Raw genomic sequence first — 14,415 nt, forward strand, 5'->3', positions numbered from 1 at the left:
CCCCCGATAACGGCCTGTCAGACAAACTGAAAGCTATCGGCATCCAGGTTCGCCGGAAACCTGGTGCGATACGCCGCCAGTTCAGCCGCGCCCAGGCACACCTGGAACACACCGTCGGCCTCCCCCGCACTCAACAGGCTCTCGCCCTGGAAATCCAGCACCTGGCTATCACCGGTGTAGGCAAAGCCCTTGCCGTCGGTGCCCACTCGATTCACCGCCGCTACGTAGCACAGGTTCTCGATAGCCCGCGCCGGCAACAAGCGGTTCCAATGCTGGCGCCGCGCCCCCGGCCAATTGGCGGTGTAGAGCAGCAAGTCAGTGTCGTGGGCATCCCGACTCCACACCGGGAAGCGCAGGTCGTAGCAAATCAGCGGCCGAACACGCCAGCCTTTCAACTCGAACTGCACCTGGCGCTCGCCGGGGGTGTAGTGATTGTGTTCACCGGCCATACGAAACAGATGACGCTTGTCGTAGTGCAACACCTCGCCATCCGGCCGCGCCCACAACAGGCGGTTGCGGTGGCTGCCATCAGCGGCCTGGATAATCACGCTGCCGGTGATCACGGCGTTGTACTTCGCAGCCTGGGCCTGGAGCCACTGATGGGTCGGGCCGTTTTCCGGCTCGGCAAGGGTTTGCGACGCCATGGAGAAACCGGTGGTGAACATTTCCGGCAGTACGATCAGGTCGGCGCCGCGGGCCTGCTCCAGCAGCCCCTCGAAATGCTCGAGGTTGGCCTGGCGGTCGTGCCAGGCCAGGGTGGTCTGGACCAGGGCAATATTCAAGTCAGGCAATGCCGTCAGATCACGCATAGTTTTTCAGCCGCTTGACGCAGCGTCTCCTCGCGTTTGGCAAAACACAGGCGCACCAGGCGCTGGTCTTGCGGTGGGCTCTGGTAGAACACCGAGACCGGGATGGTCGCCACACCATGCTCGCGGGTCATCCACAGGGACATGGCGACGTCATCCAGGTCCGGGCGTATTTGTGAGTAATCGACCAACTGGAAGTAGGTGCCGGCCACTCGGCTAAAACTGAAACGCGACGGTGCCAGCAGGTCGCAGAACAGGTCGCGCTTGGCCTGGTAGAACCCCGGCAGTTCATCGACGTGCTCCGGGTGTTCAGCCATGAAATCGGCCAACGCGAACTGCAACGGGGTCACACCACAGAAATTGACGTATTGATGCACCTTGCGCAGTTCGGCCGTCAGGGCCGGTGGCGCGACCACGTAGCCGGTTTTCCAGCCGGTGACGTGGTAGGTCTTGCCAAAGGAGCTGACCACGAACGCACGCGGGTACAGCTCTTCATGGGCCAGCACGCTGACGTGGGGCACGCCGTCGAATACCAGGTGTTCGTAGACCTCGTCGCTGACCAGGTAGATATCGCGGTCGCGGATCAGTTCGGCCAACTGGTCCAGCTCGGCGTGGCTGATCAGCGCGCCGGTTGGGTTGTGCGGGGTATTGAGGATGATCATGCGCGTACGTGGCGACAGCGCGGCCTTGATCTTCTCGAAGTCCAATGCAAAGCCTTGCAGGCTCAGTTGCACATGCACGCAGCGGCCACCGGCCAGTTCGACCGAGGGCTCATAGCTGTCGTAGCAGGGGTCGAACACAATGACCTCATCGCCAGTGCGAATCACCGCCTGGATCGCGCAGAAGATCGCGGCGGTGGCGCCAGGGGTGATGGTCACTTCGCTGTCGGCATTCACCGTGGCGCCATAGCTGCGGGTGATCTTGGTCGCCACTTGCTGGCGCAAGGCCGGCAGGCCGGTCATCGGTGAATATTGGTTGTGCCCGCTGGCGACATGTTTACCCACGGCATCGAGCAAAGCCTGAGGCCCATTGAAGTCGGGAAACCCCTGGGACAGGTTGAGCGCGCCGGTTTCGGCAGCGAGTTGCGACATGGTGGTGAAAATGGTCGTGCCGACATTTGGCAGCTTGCTGGTGATCATGGGAGCCCCCTTCGGGTGAGCTGCAAGTTTTAAGCTGCAAGCTGCAAGCAGGTCAAGCGGCAAACCGCCAGGCACAAAAAAGGGCTCCAAAGGAGCCCTCTCTTGCAGCCTGTAACTTACAACGTGAAGCGGCTGCTATTTCTTGTCGCGACGCTTCTTGTCGGCCTTCTTGTGGTGAGTCATCAAACGACGCTTTTTGTTCACCTGACGGTCAGTCAATGTGTTCTTGTTGCCTTCGTACGGGTTCTCGCCACCCTTGAACTCGATACGGATCGGCGTACCAACCAGTTTCAGGACACGGCGGTAGGTGTTTTCCAGATAACGCACGTAGGACTTGGGCACCTTCTCGATCTGGTTACCGTGGATCACGATAATCGGCGGGTTGGCACCACCCAAGTGGGCGTAACGCAGTTTGATCCGGCGGTTGTTGACCATCGGCGGTGCGTGCTCGCCAACGGCGTCTTCGAGGATCTGGGTCAGACGGTTGGTCGGCCAGCGGGTCACGGCGGACTTGAACGAGTTCTGTACGGAGGCGTAGAGGTTGCCCACACCCGTGCCGTGCAGGGCCGAGATAAAGTGGATATCGGCGAACTCGACGAAGAACAGGCGGCGCTGCAGCTCGATCTTGACGAAATCGCGCTCGCTCGGCGTCATGCCGTCCCACTTGTTGATCGCAATAACCAGCGCCCGACCGGCTTCGAGGGCGAAGCCCAGCAGGTTGAGGTCATGGTCCACCACGCCTTCGCGGGCGTCCATCACGAAGATCACCACGTTGGCGTCTTTGATCGCCTGCAGGGTTTTCACCACGGAGAACTTTTCAACTTCCTCGTGGATCTTGCCGCGCTTGCGCACACCGGCGGTGTCGATCAGCGTGTACTTCTCGTCGTTACGCTCGAACGGGATGTAGATGCTGTCGCGGGTGGTGCCGGGCTGGTCGTAGACGATTACCCGGTCTTCACCGAGCATGCGGTTGACCAGGGTCGACTTGCCCACGTTCGGGCGGCCGATGATCGCAATCTTGATACCGTCTTTTTCGCTTGGGCCCGGAATGCGCTTGGCTTCCTCGCCTTCGGCAACGATCTCTTCTTCGCCTTCTTCTTCCTCGGCGTCATCCTTAGGGAAGTCGCGCAGGGCGATTTCCAGCATCTGGGTGATGCCGCGACCGTGGGCACCGGCGACCGGGATCGCGTCGCCAAGACCCATCGGGCTGAATTCGGCACGGGCCGCCTCAGGATCGATGTTGTCGATCTTGTTGGCGACCAGATAGGAACGCTTGTTGCGCTTGCGCAGGTGCTCGCCAATCATCTGGTCGGCAGCGGTGTAGCCCGCGCGGGCGTCCACCAGGAACAACACGACATCGGCTTCTTCAATGGCCAGCAGGGACTGCTCGGCCATCTTTTCGTCCATGCCATGCTCATCACCGGAGATACCACCGGTGTCGACAATAATGTAGGAGCGCCCTTGCCACTTTGCCTCACCGTATTGGCGATCACGGGTCAGACCGGACAAGTCGCCGACGATGGCGTCACGAGTCCTGGTCAGGCGGTTGAACAAGGTGGACTTGCCGACGTTAGGTCGGCCCACCAGGGCGATTACGGGAACCATGCGGCTCTCCACTTCGTTATTTCAGAAAATACAAAAGCCGCTGCAAGGCAGCGGCTGGTGCTCGGGGCAGCATATTCAAATGCCGCATGCCCCGCCGAAGCGGGGCCGCCTGGGTTTTACCCCAAGCATAGTCAAACCTTTACTTGATGGTCAGGGCTTCCAGCTTGCCGCTGTTGCCATACACATAAAGCATGTTGCCCACCACCAGCGGACGGGCACGCAGGCCGTCGCTGTCGATACGCTCACGACCTACAAAACGACCATCCACCTGGCTCAGCAGGTGCAGGTAGCCTTCGAAGTCGCCGACCGCTACATAGCTGGAGAACACTTCCGGGGCCGACAGTTGACGACGGGCCAGGGAGTCATTGCTCCACAGTGCAGTGGTGGAACGCTCGTCGACACTTTCAACGGTGCCGGACGCCAGGCTTACGTAGACGCTGCCAAACCCTTGGGCGACACCCGCATAACTGGAAGCATCACGCTGCCAGTTGACACGGCCGCTCTGCAGGTCCAGCGCGGCAACGCGGCCCTGGTAAGTGGCGACGTAGAGGGTTTCACCCGACAGCAGCAAGCCACCGTCGATGTCCACTACGCGATCCAGCTCGGAACGACCTTGGGGGATGGCCACACGGGTTTCCCAGGCCGGCACGCCGTTCCTGGTATCCAGGGCGACTACTTTACCGGTCGATAGGCCTGCAACGGCCAGATTGTTGGTCACAACCGGACCACTGGTACCGCGCAAGGTCAGCACCGCCGGGGTGCTGTCGTACAACCAACGCTGTTCGCCGGTGCTGGCGTCCAGGCCGATCACACGGTCATCCTGGGTTTGCACCACGACGATATCGCCGTTGGTGGCAGGCGGTGCGAGGACTTCACTGGTCACGCGAGCGCGCCATTTCTCTTCACCGGTGCTGGAGTCCAGCGCCACGACTTCGCCCTTGAGCGTGCCGAGCATGACCATGCCGTAACCCACGCCTACGGCGCCGGATACAGGCAATTCGAGGTCTTTCTTCCACTTCACGTCGCCGTTCATGCGATCCATGGAGATCACCACGCCGGTTACGTCAGCGGCCACAATGTTGTCACCGTCGATTGCCGGCACCAACATGTTGTAGGTCTCGCCCTGGCCATCACCGATGGAGCGGCTCCATTGCTTTTGCAGGACGACTTCTTCCTTGAAGCTGGTCAGCTCGGCCGGAGGCAGTTCTTTTTTACTGTTGCTGCTGCAACCCGCGGCCAGAACGGCCAGAGCCAGCAATGCTGCATGTTTCCAACGGATCACGTCATGCATCCCCTTTGGCCAAGTCGTCCAGCTTGATTTGTAAGCCACCGACCGCCGCTTCATCAGACAGCGCCGCCTTGGCTTTCTTGTACGCAGCATTGGCTTCGTCGGTACGACCCAATTGGACCAACAGGTCGCCCTTGAGCTCTTCGCGAGTGGCTACAAATGCCTTGTCCGCATCGCCGTCGAGCAGTTTGAGTGCTTCGTCAGCCTTGTTCTGTGCCGCCAATACCTGGGCCAGGCGCTGACGCGCGATTTCACCCAGGGTCGGGTTGGTCGGCTTGTCGGCGATGGCCTTGAGTTCTGCGGCGGCGTCATCCAGCTTGCCGGTATCGACCGCGACTTTCGCGACGAACAGGCTGCCATATTGGGCGTAGGTGCTGCCGCCGAATTCGTTCTTCAGCTTGCCTGCCAGGTCTGCAACCTGCGCGGGGTCGGGCTTGCCGTCCGGCGTCAGGGTGGTTTCCAGCAATTGCTGATAAACGATCGAGGCGCCCTGGGACTGGTTGGCCTGATACTTTGTCCAGGCTTGCCAGCCGAACACCACCACTAAAGCCAGCAGACCGCCAGTAACCAGGGGCTTGCCGTTACGCTGCCACCAGTCCTTGAACTCGGCCAACTGCTCATCATCAGTACTCGACACCCCAATACTCCTTAATCGCTAAATTCGGCTGTTCGACAGCTTCAACCCTGCACGACGCAGGTGGCCAAGTGCGCAGCGAGCGCATCAAAGGCAATGTTCTGTTGCTCGCCCTGGCCACGCAGGGGTTTGAAACCTATCACTTGCTGGGCCAGCTCGTCATCGCCAAGGATCAGTGCGTACAGCGCACCGCTCTTGTCAGCCTTCTTGAACTGGCTCTTGAAGCTGCCTGCGCCGGCATTGACCTGAAGGCGCAGGTTGGGCAACTGGTCACGTACTTTTTCGCTCAGGGCCAGGGCAGCCAGTTCGGCGGCCTCGCCAAAGGCGCACAGGTACACGTCCACCTGACGGGAGATTTCTTCCGGAACCTTCTCCAGGGTTTCCAGCAGCAGGATCAGCCGCTCGATCCCCATGGCGAAGCCCACGCCGGTGGTCGGCTTGCCGCCCATCTGCTCGACCAGGCCGTCGTAACGGCCACCCGCACACACGGTACCCTGGGCGCCGAGCTTGTCGGTGACCCACTCGAACACGGTCTTGCTGTAGTAATCGAGGCCACGCACCAGCTTGGTATTGATCACGAACGGAATGCCGGCCGCGTCCAGACGAGCCTTGAGGCCTTCGAAATGAATGCGGGATTCGTCGTCCAGGTAATCGGCCATTTTCGGTGCATTGACCAGCACGGCCTGGGTGTCGGCGTTCTTGGTATCGAGGACGCGCAACGGGTTGGTCTTCAAACGACGCTGGCTGTCTTCATCCAACTTGTCCAGATGGGCGGACAGGTACTCGACCAGGGCCACTTTATAGCGGCCGCGGGATTCACTGGTGCCCAAGCTGTTGAGCTCAAGCTTGACCGCGTCGCGGATGCCCAGCAGGCCCCATAGGCGCCACGTCAGCACGATCAGCTCCGCGTCGATGTCCGGGCCGTCGATGTTGAACACTTCCAGGCCGATCTGATGAAACTGGCGATAACGGCCTTTCTGTGGACGTTCGTGACGGAACATCGGGCCGATGTACCACAGTTTCTGTGGCTGGCCAGCACCGGTGAGGCCATGCTCAAGCACGGCGCGCACGCACGCGGCGGTACCTTCCGGACGCAAGGTCAGGGAGTCGCCGTTACGGTCTTCAAAGGTGTACATCTCTTTTTCGACGATGTCGGTCACTTCACCGATGGAGCGCTTGAACAGCTCGGTGAACTCGACGATCGGCATGCGGATCTGCTTGTAACCGTAGTTATCCAGCAGGCGCGCGACAGTCCCCTCGAAGTAGCGCCACAGCGGCGTTTGCTCCGGCAGGATGTCGTTCATGCCACGAATGGCTTGCAGAGACTTGCTCACATCAAATCCTTAAATTCGTCCAATCAGCCGCGAGCGATCAGCGCTGCGTCAGCCGCGACCTTTTCGGCCGCTTTCTCGCGGATCAGCTTTTCCAGCTCATCCACCAGATTGTCATTCGTTAACTTCTGCGACGGCTTACCGTCGATGTAAATCAGGTTCGGTGTACCGCCGGTCAAGCCCACATGGGCTTCCTTGGCTTCACCCGGGCCGTTGACCACACAACCGATCACTGCAACATCCAGCGGCACCAGCAGGTCTTCGAGGCGCAACTCCAGGTCGTTCATGGTTTTCACCACGTCGAAGTTCTGCCGCGAGCAACTCGGGCAGGCAATGAAGTTGATGCCGCGGGAACGCAAACGCAGGGATTTGAGAATGTCGTAGCCGACTTTCACTTCCTCTACCGGGTCTGCCGCCAACGAGATGCGGATAGTATCGCCAATCCCTTCGGCGAGCAGCATACCGAGACCCACCGCAGATTTCACTGTGCCTGAGCGCAAACCACCGGCTTCGGTGATCCCCAGGTGCAGCGGCTGCACGATTTCCTTGGCCAGCAGGCGGTAGGCTTCCACCGCCATGAACACGTCGGAGGCCTTTACGCTGACCTTGAAGTCCTGGAAGTTCAGGCGCTCCAGATGCTCAACGTGACGCAGTGCAGACTCGACCAGCGCTGCCGGGGTCGGCTCGCCGTACTTCTTTTGCAGGTCTTTTTCCAGGGAACCGGCGTTGACGCCGATGCGGATCGGGATCCCGCGATCACGGGCAGCGTCCACCACGGCGCGCACACGGTCTTCACGACCGATGTTGCCCGGGTTGATACGCAGGCAATCGACACCCAACTCGGCCACGCGCAGGGCGATCTTGTAGTCGAAGTGAATGTCGGCAACCAGCGGCACCTTGACCAGCTGCTTGATGCGACCGAACGCCTCGGCAGCGTCCATGTCCGGGACGGATACCCGAACGATGTCTACCCCGGCCGCTTCCAGGCGATTGATCTGGGCAACGGTAGCGGCAACGTCATTCGTGTCGCTGTTGGTCATGCTCTGTACCGCGATGGGGGCGTCGCCACCCACCGGCACCGAGCCGACCCAGATCTTGCGCGATACGCGACGTTTGATTGGAGATTCGCCGTGCATGACTATTGTCCCAACTTCAGGCGAGCGGTCTCGCCAGTGGTGAACGGCGCTACGTCTACAGGCTGGCCGTTGTAGGCCACTTGCGCGCCACGGGCGAAGCCCAGACGCAGCGTCAAAGGAGGCTTGCCGCCCAGGTCGAGCGTATCGCCCTTACGCTTGAGACCACTGGCCAGCACTTTGCCGTTGCCATCGGTGACTTGCGTCCAGCAGTCAGCGACGAAGGTAATTTGTACACGCCCGTCACCGGCGATCAACGCAGGGGTGGTGGGTGGTGAAATCGCCGGGGCTGTCGGAGCGGTTGGCGCCGTAGTAGTCGCTGGCGCCGGGGCCGGAGCGGCCGGTGTATGAGCCTGGGCAACCGGAGCCGCGGGCGTGTGAGCTGGCGCTGCCGGTGTCACTGGGGCCGGTACGGCGGCGGTCGAGGCGCTTTCCGGCTCGGACGGCTCAGCGGCGGCCGGGGTTTCGGGGGCAGCCTGGCCTTGGGCTACGGCCTGGTCTTCCGGCTCATCCAGCGGATGAATCTGGGTGGTGCCGTCGGCGCTTTCGACTTCGACGTGCTCCATGGCGTTGCTGGTCAGGTCCTTACTGCGCTGGGACGTCTGGTCTTGCCACCAGACGAAACCGCCGCCGATCACGGCGATCAGCAGCAACAGGCTGACAATACGCAGGATTGTGTGGGAAACCCGCACCGGTTCTTCGATGCGCCCCAGGCCATGCACGTTGCTGCCCTGGGAGTCGGTGCCGGTGAACTGGTCGAACTCCTGGACCAACACGGCCTGGTCGATGCCCAGCAACTTGGCGTAGGCGCGGATATAGCCACGGGCGAAGGTATGCCCAGGCAGCTTGTCGAATGCGCCGGCCTCAAGGTTGCCCAGGGAGGTGGTGGTCAAATTGAGCTTGAGGGCCACTTCCGCCAGCGACCAACCATTGCTTTCGCGGGCCTGACGCAAGGTGTCGCCTGGGTTTACGCGATTAGCTGCTACAACTTCCGGGTGCGCCGCTTTCATCATTGCTCCGACAGGTATTGCTGATATTCCGGCGTACCGGGATAGAGTCGTTCGAGTTGCTGGCCAAAACGTGCGGCCGTGTCGTGTTCTTCATGAACCGTCGCCAGGCGCACGCCGAGCAATAGACTACGTGCATTTTGCCCGCTGAGCAGGCTAAAACGCTCGTAATAGTCACGTGCCGGCACATAATGCCTGTCTTCGTAGGACAACTCAGCCATTTCGAGCAGCGCTCGTGGCTGATGGCCGTTCAAGTGCAGGGCTTTTTCCAGCTGCTGGCGTGCGCTGTCGCGCTGGCCGAGGCGCATCGAGGTTACCCCAAGGTTCTCGAACACCCGTGCGCGCTCAGGATAGAGGGTATCGGTACTGGCTTGCTGGAAATAAAGGGCGGCCTGCTCATAACGCTTTTGCTTGAACAGGAAACTGCCGTAATTGTTCAGCAGTTTCGGATCGGCAGGCCGTGCGGCCAGGGCTTTGTTGAAGTACCGGTCAGCCAGTTCAGGCTCGGCCTGGGCGTGGAACACCAGGGCCAGCGCAGCGTTGGCGTCGGCATCGTCGCTGTCCAGTTCAAGGGCTTTTTTCAACGGCACCTTGGCCTGCTCGCTCATGCCTTGTCGCAGGTAACCCAACCCCAGTTGCACATAGGCAACCCGCGCCTCGTCACGGCCCTTGCCGGTTTGCAAAGGGCTGTCATGGCCCGATGAAACACAACCGGCGGCGAGGCCGGTAACCAGCAAAAGCAGCGCAAGGCGCAAGGGCATAGAGATCCTCTCTCAGATTCGATTCACAGCAATTTGCGGCAGATCGTCGGCGGCGTTCAATTCACGCACGGCGATATAGCGCTCGCTGCGGCGGGTACGGTCCATCACCTGCCCGACCAATTGACCACAGGCGGCGTCGATGTCTTCACCACGGGTGGTGCGCACGGTGACGTTGTAGCCGGCCTGGTGCAGTTGATCCTGGAAACGGCGAATGGCGTTGTTGCTTGGCCGCTCGTAACCAGAATGTGGAAACGGGTTAAACGGAATCAGGTTAATCTTGCACGGGGTGTTCTTGAGCAGTTCAATCATCTCAACCGCGTGTTCGACCTTGTCGTTAACATCCTTGAGCATGGTGTACTCAATGGTCAGCACACGCTTCTCGCCCAAGGTCGCCATATAACGCTGGCAGGATTCGAGCAGCATCTTAAGCGGATACTTCTTGTTGATCGGCACCAATTGGTTACGCAATGCGTCATTGGGTGCGTGCAGCGACAACGCCAGGGAGACGTCAATGTGCTTGGCCAGCTCATCGATCATCGGGACCACGCCGGAGGTCGACAGGGTCACACGGCGCTTGGAGATGCCGTAGCCCAGGTCGTCCATCATCAGGTGCATGGCTGCGATGACGTTGTCGAAGTTCAGCAGCGGCTCACCCATGCCCATCATCACCACGTTGGTGATGGCACGGTCGACGGTCGCCGGGACGCTGCCAAAGGATTTGTTGGCAATCCACACCTGGCCGATCACTTCGGCGGCGGTGAGGTTGCTATTGAAGCCTTGCTTGCCGGTGGAGCAGAAACTGCAGTCCAGGGCACAGCCTGCCTGGGACGAAACGCACAAGGTGCCGCGCTTGCCCTGGGGAATGTACACGGTCTCGACGCAGCTGCCGGACGCTACGCGCACCACCCACTTACGGGTGCCGTCGCTGGAGATGTCCTCGCTGACCACTTCGGGGCCACGTACTTCAGCAATAGCCTTGAGCTTGTCGCGCAGGGCCTTGCTGACGTTCGTCATGGCGTCGAAATCGTCGACGCCAAAGTGGTGAATCCATTTCATTACCTGACCGGCACGGAAACGCTTCTCCCCGATTGAGTCGAAGAATTTTTCCATTTCCTGTTGAGTCAGACCCAGCAGGTTGGTTTTTACAGTCGATGTCGTCATGGATTCACCCTCACTCTTTAAGCCGATGCTTAGCGAGTGGTTACTTCGGTAGCTGCGAAGAAGTACGAGATTTCGCGAGCAGCAGCGGCTTCGGAGTCCGAACCGTGTACAGCGTTGGCGTCGATGGAGTCAGCGAAGTCAGCACGGATGGTGCCGGCAGCGGCTTCTTTAGGGTTGGTAGCGCCCATCAGCTCACGGTTCAGAGCGATGGCGTTTTCGCCTTCCAGAACCTGAACAACAACAGGACCGGAGATCATGAAGGCAACCAGGTCGCCGAAGAAGCCACGAGCGCTGTGCTCAGCGTAGAAGCCTTCAGCTTCAGCCTTGGACAGTTGCTTGAGTTTCGAAGCTACAACCTTCAGGCCGGCTTTTTCGAAACGAGTGGTGATCTCGCCGATGACGTTTTTTGCAACAGCGTCAGGCTTGATGATGGAGAAAGTACGTTGAACAGCCATGGTGTAACTCCAGAAACGGTAATTTACGAAAAATTAAACCCGCGAATTATACGCGGGTTCTTGGGTATTGCCTAACTGCGTAAGGGAGGCGTCAGTCCTGTTCTTCTTTCCAGGCAGTCTGGATAGCTTCCAGAACCTTTTCGCCGCCGCGATCGCGCTCATCATCAAAGCCTGGCAAGGCCATGACCATGTCACGCAAAGCAACAAAATTCAGGGAATAGGGATCCATATCCGGGTTGCCGTCGGCCAACAGGATAGCGATCTCTTGCACATCAACCCATTTAAGACTCATGACACTTCCTTGAATCAGTGCGGCGCTTCGGCCGCATGGTTGAGCGAATATTTCGGAATTTCGACGGTAATGTCTTCAGTCCCGACCCTGGCCTGACAGCTTAGGCGAGAAGTGGCTTCCAGGCCCCAGGCGCGATCAAGAAAATCCTCTTCCAACTCATCGGCCTCTTCCAGGCTATTGAAGCCTTCGCGAATGATGCAGTGGCAAGTGGTGCAGGCACACACACCACCACAGGCACTTTCGATCTCGATGTGGTTGTCATGGGCAACTTCGAGGATGGACTTGCCGGTCTCAGCCTCAACAACCATACCGTCCGGGCAATGCTCGGCGTGTGGCAGAAAAATGACCTGCGGCATTAATTATTCCTCGATTTCATTCAGGTTGCGCCCGGCCAGTGCGGCTTTCACCGTCTGATCCATGCGGCGGGCGGCAAAGGCGTCAGTGACCTGCGACAAGCGCTTGGTCTGTTGCTCGATGGCGTAACCATCGTTGCCTTTCATCAGTTCGGCCAGTTCCTGCATCTGCAGGTCGATGACCATGCGCTCTTCGGCATCCAGCAGCCGCTCGCCGTCGGCATCCAGGGCGCCCTGCACCGCTTCGAGCAGGCGCTGGGCATCCACTTGTTGCTCGCGCAGTACGCGCGCGACCTTGTCGTCGCCGGCGTATTGGAACGAATCCTTGAGCATCTTGGCGATTTCACCGTCAGTCAGACCATAGGACGGCTTGACCTGGATGCTGGCTTCAACGCCGGACGCCAGTTCGCGCGCGGCGACGCTGAGCAGGCCGTCGGCGTCGACCTGGAAGGTCACGCGAATCTTCGCCGCACCCGCGACCATGGCCGGGATGCCGCGCAATTCAAAGCGGGCCAGGGAGCGGCAGTCGCTGATCAGCTCGCGCTCACCTTGCAGCACATGAATCATCATGGCCGTCTGGCCATCTTTGTAGGTGGTGAAGTCCTGGGCGCGCGCGACGGGGATGGTGGTGTTGCGCGGAATCACCTTCTCCATCAGGCCACCCATGGTTTCCAGCCCCAGGGACAGCGGGATGACGTCAAGCAACAGCAATTCGCCGCCATCACGCTTGTTGCCGGCCAGGGTATCAGCCTGGATGGCGGCACCGATGGCGACCACCTGGTCCGGGTCGATTTCCGTCAGCGGTTGGCGACCAAAGGCTTGGGCAACGGCCTCGCGAACCCGCGGCACACGGGTTGAACCGCCGACCATGACCACGGCACCGACGTCTTCCAGCTCGATACCGGAGTCACGCACGGCTCGACGGCAGGCTTTCAGGCTGCGGGCGATCATCGGTTCGATCAGCGAATCGAAGGCTTCGCGAGTCAGCTTGGCGCACCAACTGCCGTAGGAAACATCAACAGAAGCAGCGTCAGTCAGCGCCTCCTTGGCTGCACAGGCCGTTTGCAGCAAGTTACGCTGCTCGCCCGGATCCAGGTCAGCGGACAAGCCGGCGCTGCTGATGATCCAACCCGCGATGGCGTGGTCGAAGTCATCGCCACCCAGCGCTGTATCGCCACCGGTAGCCAGTACTTCGAACACGCCGCCAGTCAGGCGCAGGATCGAAATATCAAAAGTGCCACCACCCAGGTCGTAAATAGCGACCAGGCCTTCGGCATGCTGGTCCAGGCCATAGGCCACGGCCGCAGCAGTCGGCTCGTTGAGCAGGCGCAACACGTTCAGGCCGGCGAGTTTCGCCGCGTCCTTGGTGGCCTGGCGCTGTGCATCATCGAAATACGCCGGGACGGTGATCACCGCACCGACCAGTTCGCCACCCAGCGTGGTTTCCGCGCGCTGGCGCAGCACCTTGAGGATATCCGCCGACACTTCCACCGGGCTTTTCGGGCCCTGGACGGTGTCGATGAACGGCATATGGGATTCGCCACCGACAAAGCGGTACGGCAGCTGGTCGCCCAATTGCTTGACGTCGGACAGGCCGCGACCCATCAAGCGCTTGACCGACAGCACGGTGTTCAAAGGATCGGTAGACGCCGCCAACCTGGCCGACTCACCGACTTCGGTGCGGTCAGCGTGATAGCGCACGGCGGACGGCAGGATCACCTGGCCGTCAGCGTCGGGCAGCGGCTCGGACAGGCCGCTGCGCAAGGCAGCAACCAGGGAATTGGTGGTACCCAGGTCAATCCCCACCGCCAGGCGACGCTGGTGCGGTTGAGGGCTTTGGCCGGGTTCGGCGATTTGCAGTAGAGCCATGGTAATCAGGTCTTATCTGTCTATCAGGCGCGCATCACGGGCAGCACACTGGGTTAATCGTCGAGGCGCTCTTCCAGCTGGCGCACTTCGTAGGTGAGCTTGTCGAGGAACTGCATGCGCCGCATCAGGCGCTCGGCCTGTTCACGTTGCGCTGCATCGTCCCAACAGGCTGCGAAGCTTTCGTTGAGCTCATCCTGGGCAACTTTCAGACGACGCTTGAAGACCGCGACACCCGCCACATCGGCTTCGTCCTGCAGGTCTTCGAGTTCTTCACGCCATTGCATCTGCTGCATCAGGAAGTCCGGGTCGTGCACGGTCACTTCCAGCGGCAACTCGCCACCGTTCATCGCGAGCAAGTAACGCGCGCGTTTAGGAGGGCTCTTGAGCGTCTGATAGGCTTCGTTGAGGCTGGCCGACTGCTCCAGCGCCAGGCGTTGCTCACGCTCGGAGGCGTCAGCAAAACGGTCCGGATGCACCCCACGCGCCAATTCTCGGTAGCGCGTGGCAAGCTGCTCGAGGTCCAGCCGAAAACTCGGCTGCAGCTCGAACAAAGCGAAATGACAAGGAGTACCCACGAATAG

General features: G+C 60.3%; 15 protein-coding genes. All 15 read right to left on the reverse strand.

Annotated features, from left to right (window positions below; genetic code table 11):
- Positions 1-17: 17 nt before the first annotated feature.
- Positions 18-809, reverse strand: coding sequence for an amidohydrolase (locus tag NIBR502773_RS09890; protein WP_092358464.1), 792 nt, complete (start codon positions 807-809; stop codon positions 18-20).
- The gene (locus tag NIBR502773_RS09895; protein ID WP_141155950.1) at positions 797-1,945 is read right to left on the reverse strand and encodes a pyridoxal phosphate-dependent aminotransferase; all 1,149 of its coding nucleotides are present in this window, start codon (positions 1,943-1,945) and stop codon (positions 797-799) included. The genes NIBR502773_RS09890 and NIBR502773_RS09895 overlap by 13 nt, the downstream gene beginning before the upstream one ends.
- Before the next feature lie 135 nt (positions 1,946-2,080).
- On the reverse strand, positions 2,081-3,550 hold the full coding sequence (gene der / locus NIBR502773_RS09900; protein ID WP_053135513.1) for a ribosome biogenesis GTPase Der: 1,470 nt from the start codon (positions 3,548-3,550) through the stop codon (positions 2,081-2,083).
- Between the two features lie 139 nt (positions 3,551-3,689).
- The gene (bamB, locus tag NIBR502773_RS09905) at positions 3,690-4,841 is read right to left on the reverse strand and encodes an outer membrane protein assembly factor BamB (protein WP_027605421.1); all 1,152 of its coding nucleotides are present in this window, start codon (positions 4,839-4,841) and stop codon (positions 3,690-3,692) included.
- On the reverse strand, positions 4,834-5,475 hold the full coding sequence (locus NIBR502773_RS09910) for a YfgM family protein (RefSeq protein WP_027605420.1): 642 nt from the start codon (positions 5,473-5,475) through the stop codon (positions 4,834-4,836). The genes bamB and NIBR502773_RS09910 overlap by 8 nt, the downstream gene beginning before the upstream one ends.
- Positions 5,476-5,516: 41 nt before the next feature.
- Entirely contained in the window at positions 5,517-6,806 is a 1,290-nt protein-coding gene (hisS, locus tag NIBR502773_RS09915) for a histidine--tRNA ligase (protein WP_092489908.1), read from the reverse strand.
- Positions 6,807-6,829: 23 nt separating this feature from the next.
- Entirely contained in the window at positions 6,830-7,939 is a 1,110-nt protein-coding gene (ispG, locus tag NIBR502773_RS09920; RefSeq protein WP_003175952.1) for a flavodoxin-dependent (E)-4-hydroxy-3-methylbut-2-enyl-diphosphate synthase, read from the reverse strand.
- A 2-nt stretch (positions 7,940-7,941) separates the two neighbouring features.
- A complete protein-coding gene (locus NIBR502773_RS09925) occupies positions 7,942-8,946 on the reverse strand; it encodes a RodZ family helix-turn-helix domain-containing protein (protein WP_141155951.1) in 1,005 nt (334 codons plus the stop codon).
- The gene (gene pilW, locus NIBR502773_RS09930; protein WP_115487246.1) at positions 8,946-9,704 is read right to left on the reverse strand and encodes a type IV pilus biogenesis/stability protein PilW; all 759 of its coding nucleotides are present in this window, start codon (positions 9,702-9,704) and stop codon (positions 8,946-8,948) included. The genes NIBR502773_RS09925 and pilW overlap by 1 nt, the downstream gene beginning before the upstream one ends.
- 12 nt (positions 9,705-9,716) lie before the next feature.
- A complete protein-coding gene (gene rlmN, locus NIBR502773_RS09935; RefSeq protein ID WP_027605416.1) occupies positions 9,717-10,865 on the reverse strand; it encodes a 23S rRNA (adenine(2503)-C(2))-methyltransferase RlmN in 1,149 nt (382 codons plus the stop codon).
- 29 nt (positions 10,866-10,894) lie between these two features.
- Positions 10,895-11,320, reverse strand: coding sequence for a nucleoside-diphosphate kinase (gene ndk, locus NIBR502773_RS09940; protein ID WP_017846179.1), 426 nt, complete (start codon positions 11,318-11,320; stop codon positions 10,895-10,897).
- 91 nt (positions 11,321-11,411) lie between these two features.
- Positions 11,412-11,612, reverse strand: coding sequence for a Fe-S cluster assembly protein IscX (gene iscX, locus NIBR502773_RS09945; RefSeq protein ID WP_017846180.1), 201 nt, complete (start codon positions 11,610-11,612; stop codon positions 11,412-11,414).
- A gap of 14 nt (positions 11,613-11,626) precedes the next feature.
- Positions 11,627-11,968, reverse strand: a complete 342-nt coding sequence (gene fdx / locus NIBR502773_RS09950) for an ISC system 2Fe-2S type ferredoxin (protein ID WP_027605415.1) — start codon at positions 11,966-11,968, stop codon at positions 11,627-11,629.
- A gap of 3 nt (positions 11,969-11,971) precedes the next feature.
- Positions 11,972-13,834, reverse strand: a complete 1,863-nt coding sequence (hscA, locus tag NIBR502773_RS09955; RefSeq protein ID WP_108574640.1) for a Fe-S protein assembly chaperone HscA — start codon at positions 13,832-13,834, stop codon at positions 11,972-11,974.
- A 53-nt stretch (positions 13,835-13,887) separates the two neighbouring features.
- Entirely contained in the window at positions 13,888-14,409 is a 522-nt protein-coding gene (gene hscB, locus NIBR502773_RS09960) for a co-chaperone HscB (protein ID WP_027605413.1), read from the reverse strand.
- Between the last annotated feature and the right edge of the window lie 6 nt (positions 14,410-14,415).

This window comes from Pseudomonas sp. NIBRBAC000502773, from assembly GCF_006517195.1.
Lineage (GTDB): Bacteria > Pseudomonadota > Gammaproteobacteria > Pseudomonadales > Pseudomonadaceae > Aquipseudomonas > Aquipseudomonas marginalis.